Source organism: Sphingopyxis sp. J-6, assembly GCF_046603995.1.
Classification (GTDB): Bacteria; Pseudomonadota; Alphaproteobacteria; order Sphingomonadales; family Sphingomonadaceae; genus Sphingopyxis.
Genome location: NZ_CP145810.1, coordinates 1,167,070 through 1,192,810, shown reverse-complemented (window position 1 = coordinate 1,192,810; position 25,741 = coordinate 1,167,070). Strand labels below are relative to the sequence as shown.

The window sequence follows — 25,741 nt, the reverse complement described above, 5'->3', positions numbered from 1 at the left end:
CTCTACTCCGGCAGGAAGGCGGCGGCGGGCATCACCGGCTCGTGAAACGCTTCGCCGCGCGTCACGCGGTACACCATCCGGTAGGATCCGAACTCGGGCCAGGGCAGCCCGCCATCGCGCGCGAAGCCCGCCCAGATGCCGTGGACGCGATCGGCGAGCTCCAGTGGCGGCGCTTCGCCCGCCAGCCCCTGCGGCCCGGTGGCGCAGGCGAGCGTATCGAACACGAACGGCATCTCGATCCCGTGGCACGCGCCCAGTTCGCCGCCGCAGGCGGGCGAGCGCCAGTCGAACTCGTACATCCACGTCTTGCCCTGATGCGCCGCGGCATATTGGCGCGCCGGCCAGCGAAAGACGAGGTCGTTCATCGCATCGGTCATCGCTTCGCCCGGCCGCACGCCCTTCGTCTTGTATCCATAAGCGCGCAACGCCTTGCCGGCGTTCGGCAGCGACTTGCCGAGCAGCCAGCGCGCGAGCAGCCCGCCGATCTTCCGTTTGACGCCGGTCGGCACGAAATAGAGGTTCATCTCCTCGGCATTGGTGCCGATCAATATTTCGACGTCGCGCCCCGCCCCCTTGCGCAGCGCGTCGATCGGCTTTTCGGGCAATACATCGTCGCCATAAACGGGGATGAAGCGGCTGATCCCGAACACCGGCTCGATCCCGTCGGCGCCGCGCAGGTCGAGCCGCGCCGTCGGCTTCGCGAGCTTCTCGATCGCGTCCATCGCGGCTTCGTTGGACACCGGTAGAAATCCGTCCGCATCGGGCACGATACGCAGCACCTTCGCCAACTTCCGCACCAGCCGCTGCGCCACCGCAATCTCGCGCACCATCGCGCCGTGCCCGCTCTGGATGATCGCGCGGCGGAACAGCCCTTCGGCGAGCGGCGACGTCACCAGGTCGGCGATCGCCATCGCCCCGGCGCTCTCGCCGAACACGGTCACATTGCCCGGGTCGCCGCCGAACGCCGCGATATGCCGCTGCACCCATTCGAGCGCGAAGATCATGTCGCGCAGCCCGAGGTTGGTCGGCGCCCCCGGCACCGGCAGGAAACCGTCGATCCCCATCCGGTAGTTGATCGCGACGCACACCACCCCCGACCGCGCGAACGCCGATCCGTCGTGCACCGGCGCATCCTTGCTGCCGGCAACGAAACCGCCGCCGTGGATAAACACCATCACCGGCGCGGCCCGGGCATCCCGCGGCGCCCAGATGTTGAGCCGCAGATAATCGCCATCGCCGCCATCGGACCCATGCCCGATCAACGGCGTCGGATCGATCTCCGGAAAGGGCTTGACGCGATACGGCGCGGCGGGGCCGGGTTCGACCGCGTCGCGCACGCCCTGCCAGGGCACGGGCGGCCGCGGCAGCGCGAAACGCGCCGGCGGCGCGGCATAGGGAATGCCGAGAAAGCGGGCGATCGGGCCGTCGACGATGCCGCGGACCATGCCGCCGTCGACGGCAATGCCCGATGTGAAGTCCGTATTGCTGTCCATGGCGCAGGCTAGCGCGAACGGGAGACGCGGAACATGGGCAAGACTATGCCCTGCGTCGGAATATATTTGCTCCGCGGGCGAGGCCTAACCGATCGGCAACTCGTTGGTCGATTTGATCTCCGACAGGGCGACCGTCGAATTGATTTCCTGCACCCCCGGCAGCTTGCTCAGCCGGTCGAAGAAGAAGCGCTCATAAGCATCGATATCCTTGGCGACGATGCGCAGCATGAAATCGGTCGTCCCCATCAGGACATAGGCGTCGAGCACCTCGGGAAACGAACGGATCGCCTCGCCGAACTCGTCGAGGTTGGCGCGGCCGTGCGCGTTGAGCTTTACCTGCGCGAAAATATGGGCGTTGAGGCCGACCTTGCGCCGGTCGATCACCGCCACGCGCTTGCGGATCACCCCTTCGCGCTCGAGCCGGTCGATCCGCCGCCAGCAGGGCGATGTCGACAAACCGACACGCTCGGCGATCTCCGCCGTCGTCTGATTCGCATCGCGCTGCAATTCGCGGACGATCTTTATCTCGAAAGGATCAAGTTCGGTCATTCCATCCTCATAACCTCAATTTTCAGATCATACCATCCTTCATGGGGGCCGAAAGACGGAAATGCGATCAAGTTTTTCCCTGCTTTTGCGGCGATAAGTCTCTGCCTGTCAGAAGGAGAATATCCATGGTTACCCGTCCCAGCCGCCTGAACCCGCCGATGGAGTGCGTCCGCCTCCACGACGCGCAGACGGGGCTCGACGGTGTCATTGCGATTCACTCGACGACGCTTGGCCCCGGTGCCGGCGGCTGCCGTTTCTGGACCTATCCCGACATCGACGCCGCGCTTGCCGATGCGCTGCGCCTTGCCGAGGGCATGAGCTACAAGAACGCCCTCGCCGGCCTGCCGCTCGGCGGTGCCAAGGCCGTGCTGCGCAAACCCGACGGCCCGTTCGACCGCGCCGCGCTGTTCCGCGCCTTCGGCCGCGCGGTCGAGGATCTCGGCGGTTCTTACATCACTGCCGAAGACGTCGGCACGACGGTCGACGATATGCACGAAGTCGCCAGCGTGTCGCGCCATGTCGCAGGACTGAAGCCGCTCGAAGGTCTCGCGGGCGGCGATCCGTCGCCGTGGACAGCCAAAGGCGTTTTCGATTCGATGCGCGCCGCCGCCCGCTTCGCGCTCGACAGCGACCTCGATGGACTGACGGTCGCGGTACAGGGCACCGGCAATGTCGGCGCCGACCTCTGCCGCCGCCTTGCCGATGCCGGTGCGCATCTGGTGATCGCCGACCCGAGCCCGGCGCGCCGCGACCGGCTGCAGCATATCCTTGGCGCTAAGGTCGTCGATGTCGAAGAAATCGCCGAATTCGACGCCGATATCTTCGCGCCCTGCGCCCTCGGCGGCGCCCTGACGCCGCACAGCGTCGCGCGGCTGAAGGCAAAGCTCGTGTGCGGCGGCGCGAACAACCAGCTCGCCACGCCCGAAGTAGCTGGCCTGCTCGTCGAACGCGGTATCACCTATGCGCCCGATTATGTCGTCAACGCCGGCGGCATCATCAACGTCTCGGCCGAATATCTCGGCGAGGACGAGGCGCATGTGGCGCGGCGCGTCGCCCAGATCGGCCCGCGCGTGACAGCGATCCTCGAACGCGCGGCGCGCGAGGGCCGCTCGCCCGCGGCCGTCGCCGACGAAATGGCCGAACAGGTCATCGCCGGCGCCCAGCGGGTGGCCGCCTGATGTGGCATTTCGGAATCGATGCCGTGGTCGATCCGCAGGTCCTGCCGCGGATCGCCGGCTTCTTCGCGCAGCGCTCGATCGTCCCGGCACAGTTGAAGGCGCAGGTCGACGACGATCGCATGCGGATCGAGATCGCGGTCGACACGATGGACCGCCATCAGGCCGAATGCTGCGCCGCCAAGCTGCGCGAGGGGTTCACTGTCCTCGCGGTGCGCGTCTACCGGCACGAGAGGCTTGTCGCGGCGGCCTGAGACCGGCACAAGCCGCCGATGCAGACGCGTCTCGTCGAATATTTCCTCGCGCTCCACCGCGAACGGCATTTCGGCCGTGCCGCGGCGAGCTGCAACGTGTCGCAGCCGACGCTCTCGGCGGGGATCGCGACGCTTGAGGGGCAACTCGGCAAGCGGCTGATCGTCCGCGACCGCAAATATGCCGGCCTGACCCCCGAGGGCGAGGCCATCCTTCCGTGGGCGCGGCAATTGATCGCCGCCGCCGACGCGCTCGAACAAGTCGCAGGGACGGCGCACGGACCGCTCAAGGGGGAATTGCGGCTCGGCGCGATCCCGGCCTCGATGCCTGCGACCGGCTTTCTGGTCGAGGCGATCCGGGCGCGCTTTCCCGACCTCAACGTCCAGGTGCGCGCGCTCACCTCGCGCCAGATCGAGCGCGAGCTGGCGGCGTTCGAGCTCGACGCGGGCGTCACCTATCTCGATTTCGAGCCGCCCGCCCATGCCCTCGCGGTCCCGCTCTACAGCGAACGCAGCCGGCTGGTCAGCGCGAAGGATGGCATCGCGGTTCCCGACCGGCCCGACTGGCACGACCTCGCGCGCCTGCCGCTATGCCTGTTGCATCAGGGGATGCAGAACCGGCGGATTCTTGACGCCCATCTCGCCGCGCTGGGGCTTGCGTTGCGGCCGATCGTCACCGCCGACAGCTATATCGCGCTGCTTGCCATCGTCCGGCAGGGCCATCTCTGCTCGATCATGCCCGACAATCATGCGCTGCTGCTGCAGGGTCTCGACTGGGCGAAGATCACGCCGCTGCCCGAGACGGGAGAAGCGAACCGGATCGGCGTCATCGTCTCCGACCGCACCCCGATGAGCCCGCTCGCGCAAAGCGTGCTGGCGGTGGCGCGTGAGTTGCGGCTGCCGCAAGGCTACCAGCTTTCTTAGAACGAAACGCTACACTCGCTTCGCCCTCCCTCGTCACCCCGGACTTGATCCGGGGTCCATGGCTTCGACGCCGCAGTGGATCCCGGATCAAGTCCGGGATGACGATTGAGGTATGACAAACTCCATGATAGACAAACCCTATCAAACATGGCGCAGATCGATTTGACCTGCGCGCGTCTCTGCGCCACTGAATTTCCCCGAAAAGGATGGCGTGCATGGGACTGGAAGAAGCGAAGGCGCTTGTTGGCGACTGGACACGGCGCGAAGGCGCCGGGCGCGACCGGCTGTTGCCGCTGCTGCACGCGGTGCAGGACGAGATAGGATATATCGATGATGCGCTCGTCCCGGCCATTGCTACGGCGCTGAACCTCAGCCGCGCCGACGTCCACGGCGTGCTGACCTTCTATCACGACTATCGCCGCCAGCCGGCCGGGCGCCATGTCGTCAAGCTGTGCCGCGCCGAAAGCTGCCAGGCGCGCGGCGGTGCGGCGGTCGAGGCCGCCGCTGCCGAACGGCTGGGCGTCGCGATGGGCGAGACGCGGCGCGACGGACAGGTGACGCTCGAACCTGTCTATTGCCTTGGCCTGTGCGCCATCGGCCCCAATGCGCTGGTCGACGGACGCCCGGTGGCGCGGATCGATGCCGCCAGACTCGACCGCATCGCCGCCGAGGTCGCGGCATGACGCGCGTCTTCATCAGCCGCGATATGGCGTCGGTGGCGCTCGGCGCCGACGAGATCGCGCGCGCCTTTGCCGATGCCGGCTGCGAGATCGTGCGCACCGGATCGCACGGGCTGTTCGACATCGAGCCGCTGGTCGAAGTCGAAGCCGGGGACCACCGCATCGCCTATGGTCCGGTGACGCCCGCCGACGTCGCGGCCGTCCTCGACGGCAGCCATCCGAACCGCCTCGACGAAATTGCCGCCCAGCCCTTTTTCGCGAAGCAGCAACGCTTCACCTTCTCGCGCTGCGGCATCGTCGATCCGCTCAGCCTCAGCGACTATGCCGCGCACAGCGGCTGGATCGGCCTCGACATCGCGCGCGCCGCCGAACCGCAAGCGGTGGTCGACGCCGTCAAGGCCAGCGGCCTGCGCGGCCGCGGCGGCGCCGGTTTCCCGACCGGCATCAAATGGCAGACGGTGCTCGATGCGCCAGGCCAAAAAGAGGGGGGCGGCCCCAAATATATCGTCTGCAACGCCGACGAAGGCGACAGCGGCACCTTTGCCGACCGGATGCTGATGGAGGGCGATCCCTTCTGTCTGATCGAGGGCATGGCAATCGCCGCGCACGCCGTGGGCGCAAGCCACGGCTATATCTATATCCGCAGCGAATATCCGTTCGCGATTGATACGATGCGCGAAGCCATCGCCCTGTCGGCGGGCCGCATCGCGCCCTTCACGCTCGAAGTGCGCGCCGGCGCCGGCGCCTATGTCTGCGGCGAGGAAACCGCGCTGCTCGACAGCATCGAGGGCAAGCGCGGGCAGGTCCGCGCCAAGCCGCCGCTCCCCGCGCTCGCCGGCCTGTTCGGCAAGCCGACGGTGATCAACAATGTCCTGAGCCTCGCCGCGGTGCCGTTCATCCTGTCCGAAGGCGCAGAGGCTTATGCGAACGTCGGCTTCGGCCGCTCACGCGGTACGATGCCGGTGCAACTCGCCGGCAATGTGAAACATGGCGGCCTGTTCGAGGTCGGCTTCGGCATCACGCTCGGCGAACTGGTCAATGACATCGGCGGCGGCACCGCCAGCGGCCGCCCGGTGCGCGCGGTACAGGTCGGCGGTCCGCTCGGCGCCTATTTCCCGCCATCGATGTTCGATCTGCCGTTCGATTATGAGGCGTTCACGCAGGCCGGCGGGCTGATCGGCCATGCCGGAATCACCGTCTTCGACGACAGCGTCGACATGGCGCATATGGCGCGCTTCGCGATGGAATTCTGCGCTGCCGAAAGCTGCGGCAAATGCACGCCGTGCCGGATCGGCTCGACCCGCGGGGTCGAGATCGTCGACCGGATCATCGCGGCACGCGAAACAGAGCCGGCACGCGCCACAGCGCAGGACGGCACGCTCGGCAAGGCGCTCTATTCGCGCGCACCCGACCGCATCGACGTCAGCCTTGGCGCCCAGACCACGCTGCTCCGCGACCTGTGCGACACGATGAAATATGGCTCGCTCTGCGCGCTCGGCGGGTTCACCCCCTATCCGGTGCTGAGCGCGCTCGATCACTTCCCCGAGGATTTCGGCGCCCCCGCGCCGGCCCTCGCAGCGGCGGAGTAAGAAGATGGGTTTCACCCGCGAAACCGACCACGGCACGCCCCCGGCGCTCGCAACCGGCCGCAACGTCACGCTGACCATCGACGGCGAGCAGGTCACGCTGCCCGAAGGCACCTCGATCATGCGCGCCGCCTCATTGAGCGGCGGGGCGATCCCCAAGCTGTGCGCGACCGACAATGTCGAAAGCTTCGGCTCGTGCCGTCTCTGCCTCGTCGAGGTCGAGGGCCGGAATGGCTATCCCGCCAGCTGCACCACCCCGATCGCCGAGGGTATGGTCGTGCGCACCCAGACCGAACGGCTGAAGCAGCTCCGCCGCGGGGTGATGGAACTCTACATCTCCGACCACCCGCTCGACTGCCTGACCTGCGCCGCAAACGGCGACTGCGAATTGCAGGATCAGGCGGGCGCGGTCGGCCTGCGCGACGTGCGTTACGGCTATGACGGCGCGACCAACATGGGCCAGCCAAAGGACCAGTCGAACCCCTATTTCGATTTCGACCCGTCGAAATGCATCGTCTGTTCGCGCTGCGTTCGCGCCTGCGACGAGGTGCAGGGCACCTTCGCGCTGACGATCGAGGGCATGGGTTTCAACTCGAAAGTCGCCGCATCGCAGAACGACAGCTTCCTCGCTTCCGATTGCGTCTCATGCGGCGCCTGCGTGCAGGCGTGCCCGACCGCGAGCCTGATCGAAAAGAAGGTCGTCGAAACCGGCACCCCCGACCGCGCCGTCGTCACCACCTGCGCCTATTGCGGCGTCGGCTGCACCTTTCGCGCCGAGATGCGCGGCGAGGAACTGGTGCGCATGGTGCCGTGGAAGGACGGCAAGGCGAACCACGGCCACAGCTGCGTCAAGGGACGCTTCGCCTGGGGCTATGCCCAGCATCAGGAACGCATATTGAACCCGATGATCCGCGCCAGCGTCAGCGAACCGTGGCGCGAGGTGAGCTGGGACGAGGCGATCGCCCACACCGCGAGCGAATTCCGCCGCATTCAGGAAAAATATGGCCGCCTCGCCGTCGGCGGCATCACCTCGAGCCGCTGCACCAACGAGGAAACCTTCCTCGTCCAGAAGCTGATCCGGCAGGGCTTCGGCAACAACAATGTCGATACCTGCGCCCGCGTCTGCCACTCGCCGACCGGCTACGGCCTCAAGACGACCTTCGGCACCTCGGCGGGAACGCAGGATTTCGACAGCGTCGAGCAGGCCGACGTCATTCTCGTCATCGGCGCCAACCCGACCGATGCCCATCCGGTCTTCGGCAGCCGGATGAAACAGCGGCTGCGGCAGGGTGCGCAGCTCATCGTCGTCGATCCGCGCCGTATCGACCTCGTCAAATCGCCGCATATCGAGGCTGCGCATCACCTGCCGCTGCGCCCCGGCACCAATGTCGCGCTGCTGACCGCGATGGCACATGTCGTGGTGACCGAGAAGCTCTACAACGAAGCCTTCATCCGCGAACGGTGCGACTGGGACGAATTTCAGGACTGGGCCGATTTCGTGTCGGAAGCGAACCGCTCGCCCGAAGCGATCGAGCCGCTGACCGGCGTGAACCCCGCCGACCTGCGCGCCGCCGCGCGCCTCTATGCCACCGGAGGCAATGCGGCGATCTACTACGGCCTAGGCGTGACAGAGCACAGCCAAGGCAGCTCGACGGTGATGGCGATCGCCAACCTCGCGATGGCAACCGGCAACATCGGGCGCGAAGGCGTCGGCGTGAATCCGCTGCGCGGCCAGAACAATGTTCAGGGTGCGTGCGACATGGGCAGCTTCCCGCACGAATTTTCGGGCTATCGCCATGTCTCCGACACGGCAGCGCGCGAGATGTTCGAAGCGGCGTGGGGCGTCGCACTCGACAGCGAGCCGGGGCTGCGCATCCCCAACATGCTCGACGCCGCAACCGACGGCAGCTTCAAGGGGCTGTTCATTCAGGGCGAGGATATCCTCCAGTCCGATCCCAATACCCGCCATGTCGCGGCGGGTCTCGCCGCGATGGAATGCGTCGTCGTGCAGGACCTGTTCCTCAACGAGACCGCGAACTACGCGCATGTCTTCCTGCCGGGATCGACCTTCCTCGAAAAGGACGGCACCTTCACCAACGCCGAACGCCGCATCCAGCGCGTGCGCAAGGTGATGGCGCCGCTCAACGGCTATGCCGACTGGGAGGTTGTCCAGCACGTCGCCAATGCGATGGGGCTCGACTGGACCTACACGCACCCGTCGGAGATCATGGACGAGATCGCGGCACTCACCCCGACCTTCGCGGGCGTCCATTACGACCGGCTCGAAGCCGAAGGCTCGCTGCAATGGCCCGCCAACGACGCGGCGCCGGACGGCACGCCGACGATGCACATCGACGGTTTCGTGCGCGGCAAGGGCAAATTCGTCGTCACCGACTATGTGCCGACCGACGAAAAGACCGGGCCGCGCTTTCCGCTGCTCCTCACCACCGGCCGCATCCTCAGCCATTACAACGTCGGCGCGCAGACGCGGCGCACCGCGAACACTGCCTGGCATCCCGAGGACCGGCTGGAAATCCATCCGCTCGACGCCGAGAACCGCGGGATCAAGGACGGCGACTGGGTCGGCCTGAAGAGCCGCGCCGGCGAAACGACACTGCGCGCGCTGATCACCGAACGCGTTGCGCCGGGGGTCGTCTACACGACCTTCCACCACCCCGACACACAGGCCAACGTCATCACCACCGACTATTCGGACTGGGCGACCAACTGCCCCGAGTATAAGGTCACCGCCGTACAGGTCGGCCTGTCGAACGGCCCGTCCGACTGGCAGGAGGATTATGCCGAGCAAGCCCGCCAGAGCCGCCGCATCATGTCGGTAGAGGCCGCCGAATGAGCGGCACGCACGAAGAGGGCGTCATGTCGACGGCCGACCGGCTGATCTATATGGCGAACCAGATCGCCCGCAATCTTGCGGCCGAAGGCCAAGAGCGGGCGACCGACATGGTGGCCGACCATATTCGCAGCTTCTGGGACCCCGCGATGCGCCGCAACATCATCAGGCTCGCCGGCGAACGCCCGGAAGCACTGTCGCCGATCGCCGCCGCCGCGGTCGGACGGATCGCCGCGTCTTGAACGATACGCCGGCCGCCGGGCAACCTTTCGTCCGCTTGACGCCTGACGGCGAGCGCGACGACCTGACGCGCGAACTCGCCGAAGAGACACCGATCGCGCTCGAATTCAACGGCATCGGCTATGCAGTGCTGATGGCGACCCCGGCCGATATCGAGGATCTCGTCGCCGGCTTCCTGATCGCCGAGCGGCTGCAACTGCCCGGCGACGCGGTAGTCGACGTCGCGCTCCACCGCACCGAACGCGGCGTCGTCGCGCGCGCCAACCTGCCTGCCGAGCGCACCGGCGCGTTGCTTGATCGCGTCCGCCACCGCGCGACCGACTCCTCGTGCGGGCTCTGCGGCATCGAAAATCTCGAACAGGCGATCCGCCCGCTTCCCAAAGTCACCGCCACCTCCTCGGCCAGCGAAGATGCGGTGTTTCGTGCCCTTGCGGGCCTTGCCGAACATCAGACGCTCAACCGGCGCACCGGCGCCGTCCACGCCGCCGCATGGGCAGGCCCCGACGGCACGATCAGGCTGGTCCGCGAGGACGTCGGGCGCCACAATGCCTTCGACAAGCTCATCGGCGCGATGCGCCGCGCCGGATCGGCGTGGGACGGCGGCTTCGCGCTGCTGTCCTCGCGCTGCTCGTTCGACCTGGTCGAAAAGGCGATCCTCACTGACTGCCCGCTGCTCGTCACCATCTCGGCGCCGACTCGCCTCGCCGTCGAGCGCGCGGTCGCGGCCGGGCTGAACCTGCGAGTCCTGGCGCGGCCCGATGCGATGCTGGCGGTCCCTCGCTGAGCGAGACGGCAGCAACGAAGCGAGACGGCAAGTTTCGGCCGAGAGCGGGCGTCGCTTACTTCGTCATTCCCGCGAAAGCGGGAACCCAGAGCGTGCGTCGGCCTGCCCCACACTGGGTTCCCGCTTTCGCGGGAATGACGAGGTTGGGTATGGAACGTCTCCTCCCCACCCCAAACGAACCTACCCCTTCGCCGGCCCGAAGGTCGCGATCAGGTCATAGGCCGATCCGACGAAATGCTGCCGCACCAGCGTGATGCCGTCGTCGCCGCGCCATGTGCGCCGCTCGATCAGCAAGCAGGGCGCGCCGGGCAGCAGGTTGAGCGCCGCGGCGGTGTCGCGGTCGGCGCCGACCGCAGCGATGCGCGTCTCGGCTTGCGTCCACGGCACATGCTTCAGCAGCCAGGCGCCGGGCGACGCGCCTTCGAAATCGACCGCTTCAGTCTCGGGCACCGCCGACAGGCTGACCAAGCGCTGCTCGCAGGCGAGCGGCACCCCATCGGCATGGTGGACGCCGTCCAGCACCAGCAGCCTGCCCTTGCCCGCCAGCAGCATCTCTTCGGAGCTGTCGGGATCGGGCGCCCGGATCTGGCGCCGCAACAGCGCGTAGCGATAATGCTGCCCGCGCTGGACGACTTCCTGTTCGAGATCGGGGACGTCGAGCACCATCGAATGGACGCGCGGCCGCGCGACGAACGTACCGGCGCGCTTGCGCCGGTCGATCAGACCCGTCGCGGCCAGCGCCGACAGCGCCTTGTTCACGGTCATCCGCGAACAATCATAATGGCGCATCAATTCCTGCTCGGTCGGCAGCCGCTCGCCTGGCGGCAGCGCTCCCGACAGGATACGCGCCTCATAATCCGATCGGATGCGGTCGTGGAGCGGCCGCTTCACGCGGTCAGCCGGTCCAGCGTCGCCACGTAGCGCTGGACGATCCCGGCGCGGTGCCGGTGCCGTCCGCGCTCGACCTGCCGCTCGCCGCGCCGCCACACACTATCGATCGCGCTCCGCCCCGCAGCAAATACATAGGCATCGAGCAACGCGTCGCCCGCTTTGCCGGCAAGCGAGGGGTGACCGAGGTCGAGGCTGACGATATCGGCGGGCGCCCCCACCGTCAGGCCGCCCGTGACGCCGAGCGCCGCCGCGCCGCCATCGACCGCCGCGGCATAGATGTCCGCCCCGGTCGACCGCCCTTCGCCGCGCGCCAGCATGTTGCGGCCACGGTGCAGCAGGCGCTGGCCATATTCGAGCAAGCGCAATTCCTCGCTCGCATCGATCAGCACATTTGAATCGCTCCCGACCCCGAAACGCCCGCCCGCCGCCAGAAAGACCTCGGCGGGAAACAGGCCGTCGCCCAGATTGGCTTCGGTGATCGGGCAGAGCCCGGCAATCGCGCCGCTTTTCGCCAGCGCTTCACTTTCGTCGGGCGTCATGTGCGTCGCATGGACGAGGCACCAGCGCTTGTCGACCGCGGCGTGATCCAGCAGCCATTCGACCGGCCGCTGCCCACTCCAGTCGAGGCAGTCGACGACCTCCTTCACCTGCTCGGCGATGTGGATATGGACCGGACGCCCGGCGCCGATCCCGGCGAGCGCGCCCAGCTGTTCGGGCGACACGGCGCGCAGGCTGTGCGGCGCAATGCCGACGATCGCATCGGGCAAATCACGCGCTGCGGTATCGGCGCCGTCGATCAGTCGCGCATAATCTTCGATATCCATGACGAAGCGCATCTGCGCGGGCTGCGGCGGCTGCGCGCCGAAACCGGCATAGGAATAGAGGACAGGTAGCAAGGTCAGCGCGATACCGCTTTCATCGGCGGCCGCGACGATCGCGCGGCTCATTTCCGCCGGATCGGCAAACGCCGCTCCCCCGATATCATGGTGGAGGTAATGAAACTCGCCGACGCGCGTGAAGCCGCCCTCGAGCATCTCCATATAGGCGAGCGCCGCGACCGCGCGCAGGTCGTCGGGGGTCATGCGGCCGAGAAAGCGGTACATCACCTCGCGCCACGTCCAGAAGCTGTCGCCCGAGGGTCCGCGGCGTTCGGCCAGTCCCGCCATGCCGCGCTGGAAGGCATGGCTGTGGAGATTGGGCATTCCCGGCACTCCGCAGCCATGGCGCTCGTCGCCCGGCCGGGGCGCGGCACCCGACTCGACCGCCGCGATCAGCCCGTCCCGGATCGTCAGCCGGACGCCGCGCGCAAAGCCGGCGGGCAGCAACATGTGGTCGAAAAACAGGCGAAGATCGTCCGTTCGCTGCGCCGAATTCATGATCGTCTCCCGTCGTGAAATTATGTCTATACATTATTGCCCGATTTGTGCAATCATTGGAACCGGGAAGAGAGAAGGCAATCCGATGCGCTGTGATACGCTGTGGCAAGACGCAAGGCTCGCGACGATGACCGACGGCGGCATGGGCGTCGTCGAGCAAGGCGTCGTCGCAGCGCGCGATGGCGCCATCGTCTATGCCGGCCCGGCGAACGACGCGCCGACCTTCGACGCCGCCGAAAGCATCGGCTGCGACGGGCGCTGGATCACCCCGGGGCTGATCGACTGCCACACCCACCTCATCCACGCCGGCAACCGCGCGCAGGAATTCGAGATGCGGCTCGACGGCGCGTCCTACGAAGACATCGCCCGCGCCGGCGGCGGCATCGTATCGACGATGCGCGCAACGCGCGACGCGAGCGAGGACGAACTCGTCGCGACCGCCCTGCCCCGCCTCGACGCGCTGCTCGCCGAGGGCGTGACGACGGTCGAGGTCAAGTCAGGCTATGGCCTCGATACCGCCAGCGAAGTTCGCATGCTCCGCGCCGCACGGCGGCTCGGCGCGGAACGGCGGGTGCGGATCGCCACGACCTTTCTCGGCGCGCACGCGCTGCCGCCCGAATATGCCGGCGACCCCGATGCCTATATCGCGACGATCGTCGATACGATGCTGCCGGAGGTCGCACGGCTCGGCCTTGCCGATGCCGTCGACGCCTTTTGCGAAGGCATCGGCTTTACCGCCGCGCAGACGCAGCGTGTCTTCGATGCCGCCAGGCAAGCGGGGCTGCCCGTCAAACTCCACGCCGAGCAATTGTCGAACCAGCATGGCGCGGCGCTCGCGGCGCAATATGGTGCGCTGTCGGCCGACCACCTCGAACATCTCGACGAAGCGGGCGTCGCCGCGATGGCAAAGGCCGGCACCGTCGCGACGTTGCTCCCCGGCGCCTATTATTTCATGCGCGAGACGAAGCTGCCGCCGGTCGACGCGCTGCGCGCCGCGGGGGTGCCGATCGCGCTCGCGACCGACTGCAACCCGGGCACCTCGCCGCTCACTTCGCCGCTGCTTGTGATGAACATGGGCGCGACCTTGTTCCGCCTGACCGTTTCCGAATGCCTCGCCGGCGTCACCCGCAATGCAGCGCGCGCGCTGGGCCTCGCCGACCGGATCGGCACGCTCGAAGCCGGCAAGCGCTGCGACCTCGCCATCTGGGACATCGAACGTCCCGCCGAACTCGTCTATCGCATGGGGCTGAACCCGCTCCATGCCCGCATCTGGAGTGGTCGATGAACGATATCTTGCTTGTTCCCGGCGCCGCGTCACTCGCCGACTGGCGCGCCATCTATCGGGGCGCCGCCGCGCGTCTCGACCCCGCTTCCGCGCCCCTGATTGCCGAAAGCGCGGCCGCGGTCGGCCGCATCCTCGCGCATGGCGAGCCCGTCTACGGGATCAACACCGGCTTCGGGAAACTCGCCAGCGTCCGCATCGACGACGCCGATCTCGCAACGCTGCAGCGGAACATCGTCCTCAGCCATGCCGCAGGGGTCGGCGACCCGTCGCCGGTGCCGGTGATCCGCCTGATGATGGCGCTGAAACTCGCCAGCCTTGCGCAGGGTGCATCGGGGGTCCGCCCCGAAACCGTCGCCCTGCTCGAAGCGATGCTCGTCCATGGCCTGACCCCCGTCATCCCCGCGCAGGGATCGGTCGGCGCCAGCGGCGACCTCGCGCCGCTCTCGCACATGGCGGTGACGATGATCGGCATGGGCGAAATCTTCGTCGACGACGAGCGACTCCCCGCCGCCGACGCGCTCGCCCGCGCCGGGCTCGCGCCGATCGAACTGGCCGCGAAGGAAGGGCTCGCGCTGCTCAACGGCACGCAATTCTCGACCGCCAACGCGCTCGCGGGATTGTTCGAGGCCGAATTGCTGTTCCGGTCGGCGCTGGTCACCGGCGCGCTGTCAACCGAGGCCGCCAAGGGCTCCGACACCCCCTTCGATCCGCGCATCCATGACCTGCGCCGCCATCGCGGCCAAATCGAGGTCGCAGCGGCGCTGCGCAGCCTGATGGCGGGATCGCCGATCCGCGCCAGCCATCTCGAAAACGACACCCGCGTGCAGGACCCCTATTGCCTGCGCTGCCAGCCGCAAGTGATGGGCGCCGCGCTCGACGTGCTGCGTCAGGCAGCGACAACGCTGGAAATCGAGGCGAACGGCGTTTCGGACAATCCGCTGATCTTCCCCGACGCCGACGAAGCGCTGTCGGGCGGCAATTTCCACGCCGAACCCGTCGCCTTCGCCGCCGATATGATCGCGCTGGCGATCTGCGAGATCGGTTCGATTTCCGAACGCCGCATCGCGATGCTCGTCGACCCCGCGCTGTCGGGCCTCCCCGCCTTCCTGACCCCAAAGCCGGGGCTCAATTCGGGCTTCATGATCCCGCAGGTCACCGCCGCCGCACTGGTCAGCGAAAACAAGCAACAGGCCTACCCCGCCAGCGTCGATTCGATCCCGACCTCGGCCAATCAGGAAGACCATGTCTCGATGGCGGCGCACGGCGCCCGCCGCCTGCACGCCATGGCGCGCAATGCCATCGCCGTCGTCGCGATCGAATGGCTCGCCGCGGCGCAGGGCGTCGACTTCCAAGCGCCGCTGCAATCGAGCCCCGCGCTCGAACGCGCGCACCGTCTGCTCCGCGATGCCGTTCCGACGCTCGCCGACGACCGCCATTTCCATCCCGATATCGAGGCGGCGAATGCGCTGATCCGCTCGGGCGCGCTCGCCGCGACCGCCGATGGCGCCTTGCCCGGCATCGCGTGACCGGCTGGCTCGACATAAGGCGCGGCGACGCACCGCTGGTGGTCGCCTTTCCGCACGGCGGCACCGGGCTCGCGGGGCTCGACGAACAATATGTTTCGCCCTGGCTTGCGCAGCTCGATACCGACTGGTGGATCGCCGATCTTTATGCCTTCGCCGCCGATCTGGGGGCGACGCTGGTCGCGACGGACATTTCGCGCAGCGTCATCGACATGAACCGCGATCCGTCGGGCGCCTCACTCTATCCCGGGCAGGCGACGACCGAGCTTTGCCCGACGACGACCTTCGATGGTGATCCGCTCTATCGCTTCGGCGAGCCCGACGAGGCGGAGATCATGCAGCGTCTGAACCTTTACCACCGCCCCTATCATGAGGCACTCGAGGCAGAGCTCGCCCGGCTACGCGCACAGCATGACCGCGTCGTCCTCTACGACGCCCACTCGATCCGCAGCCATGTGCCGCGGCTGTTCGACGGCGAACTGCCGCAGTTCAACATCGGCACCAACGGCGGCGCCACTTGCGACCCCGCGCTCGAAACCACCGTCGCGGCGATTTGTGCGACCAGCGGCCGCAGCCATATCGTCAACGGCCGCTTCAAGGGCGGCTGGACGACGCGCCACTATGGCCGTCCCGACGAAGGCATCCACGCCATCCAGATGGAACTCGCGCAGCGCGGCTACATGGCCGAGCCCGCCGAACTCACCGACGCCAACTGGCCCTCTTCCCTCGACCCCCGCCCCGCGATCCGGCCCGTGCTCGAACAGGTGATCGCCGCGACCCTCGACTTTGCGAAAGGACAAGCATGACCACCCGTCTCGACAACAGCCGGATCATCAAGGCGCCCACCGGCACCGAACTCAACGCGAAAAGCTGGCTCACCGAAGCGCCGCTGCGCATGTTGATGAACAACCTGCATCCCGACGTCGCCGAGCGCCCCGAGGAACTGGTCGTCTATGGCGGCATCGGCCGCGCCGCGCGCGACTGGGAAAGCTATGACCGGATCGTCGAGACGCTGAAGCGGCTGGAAGACGACCAGACGCTGCTCGTCCAGTCGGGCAAGCCCGTCGGCGTCTTTCGCACCCACGCCGACGCCCCGCGCGTGCTGATCGCGAACAGCAACCTCGTCCCGCACTGGGCGAACTGGGACCATTTCAACGAACTCGATAAGCGCGGGCTCGCCATGTACGGCCAGATGACCGCGGGTTCGTGGATCTATATCGGCACGCAGGGCATCGTGCAGGGCACCTACGAAACCTTCGTCGAGATGGGCCGCCAGCACTATGGCGGCGACCTCGCGGGCAAATGGCTGCTCACCGCCGGGCTCGGCGGCATGGGCGGCGCCCAGCCGCTCGCCGCAGTGATGGCGGGCGCCTCGTGCCTCGCGATCGAATGCCAGCCGAGCCGCATCGAAATGCGCCTGCGCACCGGCTATCTCGACGCCTCGGCGACGACGATCGAGGAAGCGATGGCGATCATCGAAAAGAGCTGCGCCGACAGGAAGCCCGTTTCGGTCGGCCTGCTCGGCAACGCCGCCGAGCTCCTCCCCGAACTCTACGCCCGCGGCATCCGCCCCGACCTCTTGACCGACCAGACGAGTGCGCACGACCCGGTCAACGGCTATCTCCCCGAAGGCTGGAGCGTCGCCGAATGGGTCGAGAAGCGCGAGAGCGATCCGCAGGCGGTCGCGAAGGCGGCCAAGGCGTCGATGGCGAAGCATGTCCGTTCGATGCTCGACTTTCAGGCGGCGGGCGTGCCGACGACCGATTACGGCAACAATATCCGCCAGGTCGCCAAGGACGAGGGCGTCGAAAATGCCTTCGACTTCCCCGGCTTCGTCCCCGCCTATATCCGCCCGCTCTTCTGCCGCGGCGTCGGCCCGTTCCGCTGGGCGGCGCTGTCGGGGGACCCCGAGGATATCTTCAAAACCGACGCCAAGGTGAAGGAACTGCTGCCCGACAATGCGCATCTCCACCGCTGGCTCGACATGGCGCGCGAGAAGATCCACTTTCAGGGCCTGCCCGCGCGCATCTGCTGGGTCGGGCTCGGCGACCGCCACCGGCTCGGCCTCGCCTTCAACGAGATGGTGGCGAAGGGCGAACTCAAGGCGCCCGTCGTCATCGGCCGCGACCATCTCGATTCGGGCTCGGTCGCCTCGCCGAACCGCGAGACCGAGGCGATGCGCGACGGCAGCGATGCGGTCAGCGACTGGCCCTTGCTCAACGCCCTCCTCAACACCGCCAGCGGCGCGACCTGGGTCTCGCTGCACCACGGCGGCGGCGTCGGCATGGGCTTCTCGCAGCACAGCGGCATGGTGATCGTCGCCGACGGCACCCCCGAGGCCGCGGCGCGGCTCGAACGCGTGCTGTGGAACGACCCCGCGACCGGCGTCATGCGCCACGCCGACGCAGGCTATGACATCGCGCTCGACCACGCGCGCGCGAAGGAACTGGACCTGCCCGGCATCCTCGGGTGACGGGTTTCCGGCTGTTACGAGCGAGCGAACGCAAGGCTCGCCCATGGCGGAACCGCGGCGGCACGACATGCGACGTCGCCATTTACCCGGAGGGCGCGGGCGATGACGACTTCCTCTGGAGGGCGAGCGTCGCGACGATCGAGTCCGCCGGGCCTTTCTCGACCTTCGCCGGCGTCGACCGTCTCCTGTTGCCGATCAAGGGCACGCTGGACCTGACGATCGACGGATCGGACGACCGTCGCCTCCGGCCCGGCGACCCTGCGCTCGCCTTCGCAGGCGAAACCGCCGTGATGGCTGCGCCGCGCGATGGACCGGTCCGCGTCCTCAACATCATGGTTCGGCGCGCCGCCATGCGCGCCGAACTGGATCGTTGCACGCTGGCAGCGCCGGGCACCGCCAACGCGACCTTGTTGTTCGCGACAGAAAGAACCACGGTGCGCCAAGCTGCGAAAGCCTTCGATCTGGAACCCTATGATGCGCTGCTGATCGACGCCGGACACCTTGGCGAGCTCGACATCGAGCCTCCCGTGGTTGCGGCATCTTTATTCGATATCTGCTGAATATCGCAGTCCAAGAAATTAGATTTAATTAAAAGATCGCCGCAATACCAAAATCCCTGCAGCGGGGGTTAACCTCGCTCCAACGATTGGTTAGTTAGGACGCCATCATGCGTTTGGCGACGATCACCAACTGGGCCTATGGCGCCACGGTCCTGCTGACGATCGTGTCGAGCACGACGATGATCCTTGCATCGAACGCACAGGATCATGAGCGTACGGCAGTCGAGCAACGCTATGCGCTCGACAAGGCGACCGCCGAACTCGGCACCGACATCTATGCGCTAAGCGACCGGGCACGCCAGTTCGTCAACACCGGCGACCCGACCTATTTGGCCGCTTACCGCAGCGAAGTCGCCGCGCTCGAAGCCGTTGAAGATCGCATCCGCCATATCGGCGACGCCGGTGCCACCACGGGCGAACTGGACGCGCTGAAGAAAGCCGTCGCGCTCGCCGATACGCTCCACGACGAACAGCAAACGGCGCTGACCGCACAAGAACGGGGCAACGCCGCGCTCGCCCGCCAGATATTGTTCGGCGCCGAATATGAACGCCAGCTCGACCGCGCCGAGCTTGAGGTCCAGCGGTTCCAGGACCGGCTCGACAGCCGCATCGAGGCACAGGTCCGCGACGCCACCGAAATTTCGCAGCTCTGGAAACGCATCTCGGAGATCGTGCTGGCGCTGACTGCGCTCCTCGTCCTCTGCGTGCTCTATTTCGTTTTCAAGCAGCGCGTACTCCACCCGGTGGTCAAGCTCAGCGACGTCGTCAACCGGCTCGCGGTGCAGGATTTCGCCGCCGAACCCCCCGAAGTCAGCCATATCGACGAGATCGGCGACATGGCGCAGGCAATCCGTATCTTTCGCGAGAACGGGCTCGAACGCCAGCGGCTCGAGGCCGAACGCGACGCCGACCGGACGATGCGCGACCTGCTGTCGCGGATGACCCAGCGGATGCAGGGGTGCGACACGCTGCACGACCTCAAGGAAATCGTCCAGCGCTTCGTGCCCGAGATCGCGCCCGGCATGCCCGGGCGTCTCTATCTGCTCGACCCTCAGCGGAACCTTGTCGTCGAGGCGTGCAGCTGGCTGGGCCCGGTGCAGTCGGGCACGCAATTTTCGGCGCTGTCGTGCTGGGCGCTCCGCCGCGGACTTCGCCATCGGCCGGCGGGCGATAATGTCGATGTTCCCTGCGACCATGTAACATGGGATGCGGCGAATCCGGTCGACACGCTGTGCCTGCCGCTCACCGCGCAGCGCGAGACTCTCGGCCTCCTCTATTTCGAAATGCCGGCCGGCGGCGCGGCAAGCGCTGCACAGCTCATCTATTTCGACATGCTCGCCGAAAATATCGGGCTGGCGATCGCCAATCTGCAGCTTCGCGACACGCTGCGCGAAATGGCAATGGCGGATTCGCTCACCGGCCTCGCCAATCGCCGCCAGCTCGGCCCCGCGCTCGAAACGCAGATCGCGCAAGCCGAACGCCTCGGCGAGCCGCTCGGCTGCCTGATGATCGATGTCGATCATTTCAAGCGCTTCAACGACGTCCATGGTCACGAGACCGGCGACGCTGTTCTCCGCGCCGTCGGACAGGTGCTCGCCAATGTGACGCGCGAAACCGGGCTGGCCTTCCGCTATGGCGGCGAGGAATTTCTGGTCCTGCTGCCGACACTGTCGGCCGTCCAGGCCGAAGAACGCGCCGAGGATATTCGCGCGCGCATCTCGGCGCTGCGGCTGGGGCACGGCGACGCCGATCTGGGGCCCGTCACGATTTCGGTCGGCATCGCCGTTGCGCCCGATCATTGCGCCTACGACCGCCTTGTCCGGACCGCCGACGCCGCCTTGCTGCGCGCCAAGACTCTCGGCCGCGACCGGGTCGAAATGGCGAAATTGCGCAACGCAGCCAGCGCGTGAACGCCCGCAACCCGTCGTCTAGAACCACAAATCGCGGACGCGGCGGCCGTCCGAGGGCAGGTCGTCGAAGCTGCCGAGTCCGTCGAAATGATCGATCGGCAAATCCGCCACGGCCTCGGGCGGCGCGAGGCGGATATTGACGGCCATCCGGCGGCGCCCGTCCGCTTCGAGCCGCAGCCCGCGCCAGCAAAGCACGCTGCCGCAGGTCGGACAGAAATGGATTTCGAGCGCCGGATCGGCTTTTCCGGGCCGCATGAACGACCGCGTGCTCCCCGACAGGGCGATCCGTTCATTCTCATAATCATAGGCCCAGAGCGCTCCGTAACGCCGGCAAAGCGTGCAGTTACACGCCGTGATCGATCCCGGATCGCCCTTCAGCGTCCACGCCGCATCGCCACACGCACAGGTCCCTTGCAGGACGGCGGCGTCACTCAATTGACCATCCGCTCATAGCCCTCCCAATAGGGCGCGCGCAGGTCCTTGCGCAAAATCTTGCCGCTCGCGTTGCGCGGCAGCGCGTCGATCACATCGACGCTGCGCGGGGCTTTGAAGGCCGCAATACGATCGCGCGCCCACGCGATGATGTCCGCCTCCTCGACGGTCATGCCGGGTTTCGCGACGCACACCGCCTTCACCGTTTCGCCCCATTTCGCGTCGGGGATGCCGATCACTGCGACCTCCTGCACCGCAGGGTGCCCAAAGATGGCGCTTTCGACCTCGGCCGGATAGACATTCTCGCCGCCCGAAATGATCATGTCCTTCATCCGGTCATGGATGAACAAATAGCCGTCTTCGTCGAGATAGCCGGCATCGCCGGTGTGGATCCAGCCGTCGGCGGTCATCGTCTTCGCCGTCGCGTCGGGCAGGTTCCAGTAACCGATCATGTTGTTCGAAGATCGCGTGACGACCTCGCCCACATCGCCCTGCGGCACGTCGTCGCCGTCCGGCCCGAGGATACGCACCTCGACACCGGGCAGCGGCTTGCCTGCAGAACGCATGCGCGCATTGCCTTCCGGGTCATGGTCTTCGGGCGGCAGCATGCAGATGGTGCCCGTCGTCTCGGTCATGCCATAGGCCTGGATGAACTGCGCGCCGAACATCTTGATGCACTGGCGCAGCAGTTCGAGCGGGATCGGCGCCGCGCCATAGAGGATATATTTGAGCCGGCTGTAATCGACGCTGGCGCAGCGCGGGTGGAGCAACAGCATCTGCAGCGCCGCGGGAACGATGAAGAAGCGCGTCACGCCATGCTGCTCGACCGCGTCGAACACGCCGTCGGGGTTGAATTCGGCGAGCACGATTCCCGGCAGGCCCGACACCAGCGCCATGATCCCGAGCCCGGTACCGCCGATATGCGCGCACGGCATCGCGACAAGCACCGCTTCGTCATCCTCCCATTTGGTATAGGCCAGATCGCTGTCGGCCGAATGCTTGCGCAGCGCGAACAGATTATGGTTCGACAGCACCGCGCCCTTGGGGTTGCCCGTCGTGCCCGAGGTATAGAGCTGGAGCACCGCGTCGTCGCGCCCCGAAGGCTCGAAGGACATCCGCTCGGCACCGTCGATCATCGCGCGCGCTTCGTCGGCGCCGACGATCCGCGCATCCTGCGCCAGCTTGCCGGCAAGCTGCTCGGGAACCGCCTCGAACCCCGGGCCCGTAAAGACGATCTTCGCCCGCGTGTCGTTGACGATGAATGCCCATTCGGCAGGCGACAGCCGCCAGCCGATCGGCGCCATCACGATGCCGGCGCGGGCAGCACCGAAGAAGAGCGTGAAGTAGAGATCGCTGTTCTTGCCGATCCACGCGACCCGGTCGCCCTTCTCCAGCCCGGCGGCGAGCAGTGCGCTTGCGACGCGTGCGGTAAGGTCTTCGACTTCGGCATAATTATAGACCCGCCCCTCCTCGCGCAGCGCCAGCCGTTCGGGCCGGTCCTCGGCCCAGTGGGTGATGAACTCGTCGAAGGTAAAAAGGTCCGAAACGTCGCGGGCCATCGTATCGCTCTCCTCGAATCGCGTCGTTTTCGCGCAATTACAGGTAAGGCTAGCGGCTGTGCGCCGCAGGTAAAGCGCCGATGCGCCGCCCTGTCAGGTCCGTCAGGTACGGCGGAACAGCAGCATCAGGTTGTTCGCAGGCATCGCGCGGCGTTCGGCAAAGGCCAGCCCCGCCGCCACCGCCGCTTCCTTCACATCCGCCGTATCGCGCAGCCCCCATGCAGGATTGCGAGCACGCAGGCTCGCGTCAAAGGCAAGATTGCTTTCAGCGGTCGGCACATCGGCCTCGACATAGGGGCCATAAAGGATCAGCGGCGCGCCGGAAGGCAACAGCCGCGCCGCGCCCGCCAACAACCCGGCCGTCGCTTCCCACGGGCTGATATGCACCAGATGAGGCAGTCATTTCGATATTCTGAGGAAACCCAAGGCACTCGCCCTGCTTTTGCGGTCCGGCCGGAATAGAACCCAGCGCCTACCCACCCTGTCCTGACTTCCAGATTGGTCGTTTCGATGTGGATACGCCTTGGCAAAGTCGGTTTAAAAATCGCGCCCACCGTCCGCCCAAACACCCTGAATCAGGTGGCTCTGACGAAGCGGCGGCACGGCGGCGTGCAGGATTATTGCTCTGGACAGCCATCGAGTTCTGCACCCGGCGACGTTCCAAGGCTGATCATCGAAACTCGGTCCCCCGATATCCTGAAAAGGAGTTTCACCCCTTGAGAGGCAAGGGTGACGTAATCAGTCTGACCATCATTCTCGCGAGCGGCGCGCGCCGAGGGATATGCTTTGAGCACTTCCTTTAGCGAACTCCCAATTCGAATGCCTTTTTCGGTTGAGATTTGGGGCGCATATATCGACCGGCCATGAGTCAGGCTTATGCTGTCAATGCGACGATCAGAATCCAAGGTCGCCGACAAGCCGTCAGGCCATTGATGACCATCAACCGCACACCAGAACTCATTCTCAGGGTCGATTGGATCCAAACCCATCGGCTGCTGCAGGGATATGAAACTTGCCCCCACGCGGAGCAGGCCCCAACCAATATTACCTAATTTCGAGCAGTCATTTACGCCACAACCACGCGGCGCAAACTGTGCCGACGCGTCAACCGACTGACCATCGTCAGACCGAAACCATGTGGCGAGCAGTCGATCATCCTCGTCTCGGATACTGCCGTCTTCGTCGGCGACAAGGGCCGCGCAATGGAGCTTGACGGGCATGGTGCTGCCATCTGCTGAGGCATAAGGATACTCGGGCGAAACGACATAGTAGAAGAATGGATGTTGTTTTCTGGCAATGGGCTCGATCACCTCCGGCGCAATTTTGAATGACAGTGACGGAAGGGTTTGGCCGTAAGATATCGCCCCGGTCGGCTTCATTTCATAACCGAACAAACGATTGCAAAATTTCCCATCTGAACAGTCGCGCGGCTGATTGAGGCTTTGGGGTCGCAGTGTCAGAGTTTCCGCATCTGCATCGTATGAAAAGTCGCTCCAAGCTGCGAATGAAACCACCGCGAACATTGGTGATCGGGCAGCAAAACTTGAAGACCTATTTCGTTCTGCGGCTTCATAATCGACGGTTCGCTGAAACACGCCTTTGCCCTTGGGCCGCTCTGCAGCCATTAACTCCTGAAATTCGTCCGGCCAGATTTCCCCCAGCGCCGAGTTTGTCGCGAGCTCTTCGCAAGGGTGCTTGACCGATGCCAATGCGTCAGCAGTCGAGGCCAAGCCGCTGATCATTGCAAAAATAAGTAGGCTAACTTTCACGAGACTACCCCCAACGATTCCCCATGTCGCAAACAGACGGTTATGCGGTAAGCTGCCGATGATCCACGTAAAAGTGACGGTGTAGGCCACATCATATGCGTTTGCCCGCTGGCGCCAGAACGTGGCTTCTGCCGAGTTGGCTACCTCCAACCGTCCGCCCAGACCCCCGGATCAACGGGCCTGGACGAAACGGCGGAACGGTCAGACTGCGGATTTCGCCCAGTCGATCCCGGTGGCGGCAGCACCGGCATCAACAGCGACGAGCAAGCTTTCCTGACTGAGATGCGAATATCGCTGGCTCGTGGTCACGCGAGCGTGCCCGAGGATTTGCCCAACGACGTACAAGGATTGCCCATTCGACACCATGTTGCTCGCGGCGGTGTGTCGGAGATCGTGGACGCGAACATCGGGCAAACCGGCTTCGATCCGGGCCTTGTTCCACACATAGAAGATGTCCTTGTAAGGGCGCTTCGTTTGCGGGTTCGGCACCACGAAAGGACAGTCATCCCAGCGAGGCACTTGTGCCAGTACGTCCAAAACGGACTGCGACAAGGGCACATGCCGCGCCTTTCCCGACTTGCTGTGCGGAATGCGCCAACGCCGCTGATCGAGATCGAAATGCTCCCAACGCGCATCAAGCAATTCCCGCTTTCGCGCGCCGGTCAGCAACAGCAGGGGGATGATGAAACGGAGCTGCTTATTTGGGCTGGCTTCGATCGCTGCCTTTACCCGTTCCGTTTCCGCCGCCGTCAGGTAACGCTCGCGAGCATTGTCGATCCTGAAGTGCGGGATGGCGCCCAAGGGGTTCACGTCAGCACCGGGCACCTTCCATTGCCGGGCGAGCTTGAACATATAGCCCAGCACGACATGAAGGAAGTTGACCGAAGCAGGCGAAAGCCCCTCTTCGACCTTCTTGCCAAACCACGCTGCGATCGCTTCGGGTTCCAGTTCATCCAGCCGCATCTTGCCGAAACGGGGCAGGATGTGAAGGCGTAGCGCCCGTGCGTCATTGTCGTGGCTGCGTTTGTAGGTCCGAACATAATCGAGATAGCGGACTGACAGTTCGGCAACGGTCGGCACCGATCGTTTCGCCTGCTTGTCTTCCAGCGGGCTTTCGCCGATCACCACACGCGAACGCAGCTTCAATGCTTCACGCTTCGCCTTTTCGTAGCTGATGTCGGGATAGGGTCCGATCCGAATTTGGCGGAGGCGGCCGTAGGTGTCTTTGTATCGAAGGTGGAACGATTTGCCGCCATTGGCCCTGACTTCGAGGATGAAGCCGGAAAGCTTGTCCGAGTAATAATCCACCTTGCGCTTGCCGGGAGGGCAACTCGCGGTGAGGACGAACGTGGCGTCCATTGAAACAACAGGCATGTGAATTTCCTTTTTGAAAGATCGATAGATTGAGGTCGCCAGAAGGCGCGGGGTGT

22 protein-coding genes and 1 pseudogene are annotated in these 25,741 nt (G+C 65.9%); 14 read left to right on the top strand and 9 right to left on the bottom strand.

Annotation, left to right across the window (positions count from 1 at the left end):
* Positions 1–2: 2 nt before the first annotated feature.
* Complete coding sequence (locus V6U71_RS05780) at positions 3–1,493, bottom strand: carboxylesterase/lipase family protein (protein ID WP_411341352.1); 1,491 nt, start codon at positions 1,491–1,493, stop codon at positions 3–5.
* A gap of 84 nt (positions 1,494–1,577) precedes the next feature.
* Entirely contained in the window at positions 1,578–2,042 is a 465-nt protein-coding gene (locus V6U71_RS05775; protein ID WP_411341351.1) for an Lrp/AsnC family transcriptional regulator, read from the bottom strand.
* A gap of 125 nt (positions 2,043–2,167) precedes the next feature.
* Here V6U71_RS05775 and V6U71_RS05770 point away from each other — a divergent pair, with 125 nt between their 5' ends.
* The 8 genes from V6U71_RS05770 to fdhD all read left to right on the top strand — a co-directional run bounded on the left by V6U71_RS05770 (position 2,168) and on the right by fdhD (position 10,533).
* On the top strand, positions 2,168–3,220 hold the full coding sequence (locus tag V6U71_RS05770; RefSeq protein WP_411341350.1) for a Glu/Leu/Phe/Val dehydrogenase family protein: 1,053 nt from the start codon (positions 2,168–2,170) through the stop codon (positions 3,218–3,220).
* Positions 3,220–3,471 (top strand): hypothetical protein, encoded by a 252-nt coding sequence (locus V6U71_RS05765; RefSeq protein WP_411341349.1) that lies wholly within the window; start codon positions 3,220–3,222, stop codon positions 3,469–3,471. The genes V6U71_RS05770 and V6U71_RS05765 overlap by 1 nt, the downstream gene beginning before the upstream one ends.
* A gap of 18 nt (positions 3,472–3,489) precedes the next feature.
* On the top strand, positions 3,490–4,392 hold the full coding sequence (locus V6U71_RS05760; RefSeq protein WP_411341348.1) for a LysR family transcriptional regulator: 903 nt from the start codon (positions 3,490–3,492) through the stop codon (positions 4,390–4,392).
* Between the two features lie 215 nt (positions 4,393–4,607).
* Entirely contained in the window at positions 4,608–5,075 is a 468-nt protein-coding gene (locus V6U71_RS05755) for a formate dehydrogenase subunit gamma (protein WP_411341347.1), read from the top strand.
* The gene (locus V6U71_RS05750) at positions 5,072–6,661 is read left to right on the top strand and encodes an NADH-ubiquinone oxidoreductase-F iron-sulfur binding region domain-containing protein (RefSeq protein WP_411341346.1); all 1,590 of its coding nucleotides are present in this window, start codon (positions 5,072–5,074) and stop codon (positions 6,659–6,661) included. Before V6U71_RS05755 ends, V6U71_RS05750 begins: the two co-directional genes overlap by 4 nt.
* Positions 6,662–6,665: 4 nt before the next feature.
* The gene (fdhF, locus tag V6U71_RS05745) at positions 6,666–9,512 is read left to right on the top strand and encodes a formate dehydrogenase subunit alpha (protein ID WP_411341345.1); all 2,847 of its coding nucleotides are present in this window, start codon (positions 6,666–6,668) and stop codon (positions 9,510–9,512) included.
* Complete coding sequence (locus V6U71_RS05740; RefSeq protein WP_411341344.1) at positions 9,509–9,751, top strand: formate dehydrogenase subunit delta; 243 nt, start codon at positions 9,509–9,511, stop codon at positions 9,749–9,751. The genes fdhF and V6U71_RS05740 overlap by 4 nt, the downstream gene beginning before the upstream one ends.
* Positions 9,748–10,533, top strand: a complete 786-nt coding sequence (gene fdhD / locus V6U71_RS05735; protein WP_411341343.1) for a formate dehydrogenase accessory sulfurtransferase FdhD — start codon at positions 9,748–9,750, stop codon at positions 10,531–10,533. Before V6U71_RS05740 ends, fdhD begins: the two co-directional genes overlap by 4 nt.
* A gap of 180 nt (positions 10,534–10,713) precedes the next feature.
* Here the strand turns inward: fdhD and hutC are convergent, their stop codons facing one another.
* Both hutC and V6U71_RS05725 read right to left on the bottom strand, forming a co-directional pair.
* A complete protein-coding gene (gene hutC / locus V6U71_RS05730) occupies positions 10,714–11,424 on the bottom strand; it encodes a histidine utilization repressor (RefSeq protein ID WP_411341342.1) in 711 nt (236 codons plus the stop codon).
* Positions 11,421–12,800, bottom strand: a complete 1,380-nt coding sequence (locus V6U71_RS05725) for a formimidoylglutamate deiminase (RefSeq protein ID WP_411341341.1) — start codon at positions 12,798–12,800, stop codon at positions 11,421–11,423. Before V6U71_RS05725 ends, hutC begins: the two co-directional genes overlap by 4 nt.
* Positions 12,801–12,885: 85 nt before the next feature.
* Between V6U71_RS05725 and hutI the strand changes: the two genes are divergently transcribed.
* From hutI to V6U71_RS05695, 6 genes are all read left to right on the top strand, one after another.
* Positions 12,886–14,085: an imidazolonepropionase gene (hutI, locus tag V6U71_RS05720; protein WP_411341340.1), complete on the top strand. Its 1,200-nt coding sequence runs from the start codon at positions 12,886–12,888 to the stop codon at positions 14,083–14,085.
* Positions 14,082–15,611 (top strand): histidine ammonia-lyase, encoded by a 1,530-nt coding sequence (gene hutH / locus V6U71_RS05715; protein WP_411341339.1) that lies wholly within the window; start codon positions 14,082–14,084, stop codon positions 15,609–15,611. The genes hutI and hutH overlap by 4 nt, the downstream gene beginning before the upstream one ends.
* A complete protein-coding gene (hutG, locus tag V6U71_RS05710) occupies positions 15,608–16,414 on the top strand; it encodes an N-formylglutamate deformylase (protein WP_411341338.1) in 807 nt (268 codons plus the stop codon). The genes hutH and hutG overlap by 4 nt, the downstream gene beginning before the upstream one ends.
* A complete protein-coding gene (hutU, locus tag V6U71_RS05705) occupies positions 16,411–18,081 on the top strand; it encodes a urocanate hydratase (RefSeq protein WP_411341337.1) in 1,671 nt (556 codons plus the stop codon). Before hutG ends, hutU begins: the two co-directional genes overlap by 4 nt.
* Positions 18,078–18,641 carry a HutD family protein gene (locus V6U71_RS05700; RefSeq protein WP_411341336.1) on the top strand — a complete coding sequence of 188 codons (564 nt, stop codon included), beginning with the start codon at positions 18,078–18,080 and terminating at the stop codon, positions 18,639–18,641. The genes hutU and V6U71_RS05700 overlap by 4 nt, the downstream gene beginning before the upstream one ends.
* 107 nt (positions 18,642–18,748) lie before the next feature.
* Positions 18,749–20,551 carry a diguanylate cyclase gene (locus V6U71_RS05695; RefSeq protein WP_411341335.1) on the top strand — a complete coding sequence of 601 codons (1,803 nt, stop codon included), beginning with the start codon at positions 18,749–18,751 and terminating at the stop codon, positions 20,549–20,551.
* An 18-nt stretch (positions 20,552–20,569) separates the two neighbouring features.
* Here V6U71_RS05695 and V6U71_RS05690 read toward each other — a convergent pair whose 3' ends face one another.
* The 5 genes and pseudogenes from V6U71_RS05690 to V6U71_RS05670 form a co-directional block, all read right to left on the bottom strand.
* Positions 20,570–20,986 carry a GFA family protein gene (locus V6U71_RS05690; RefSeq protein WP_411341334.1) on the bottom strand — a complete coding sequence of 139 codons (417 nt, stop codon included), beginning with the start codon at positions 20,984–20,986 and terminating at the stop codon, positions 20,570–20,572.
* Positions 20,983–22,542 carry a fatty acid--CoA ligase gene (locus V6U71_RS05685; RefSeq protein WP_411341333.1) on the bottom strand — a complete coding sequence of 520 codons (1,560 nt, stop codon included), beginning with the start codon at positions 22,540–22,542 and terminating at the stop codon, positions 20,983–20,985. Before V6U71_RS05685 ends, V6U71_RS05690 begins: the two co-directional genes overlap by 4 nt.
* Positions 22,543–22,644: 102 nt before the next feature.
* Positions 22,645–22,935 (bottom strand): annotated as a pseudogene (locus V6U71_RS05680) (DUF938 domain-containing protein); the annotation flags it as partial.
* A 224-nt stretch (positions 22,936–23,159) separates the two neighbouring features.
* On the bottom strand, positions 23,160–24,461 hold the full coding sequence (locus V6U71_RS05675; protein ID WP_411341332.1) for a hypothetical protein: 1,302 nt from the start codon (positions 24,459–24,461) through the stop codon (positions 23,160–23,162).
* A 51-nt stretch (positions 24,462–24,512) separates the two neighbouring features.
* A complete protein-coding gene (locus V6U71_RS05670; protein WP_411341331.1) occupies positions 24,513–25,670 on the bottom strand; it encodes a tyrosine-type recombinase/integrase in 1,158 nt (385 codons plus the stop codon).
* Between the last annotated feature and the right edge of the window lie 71 nt (positions 25,671–25,741).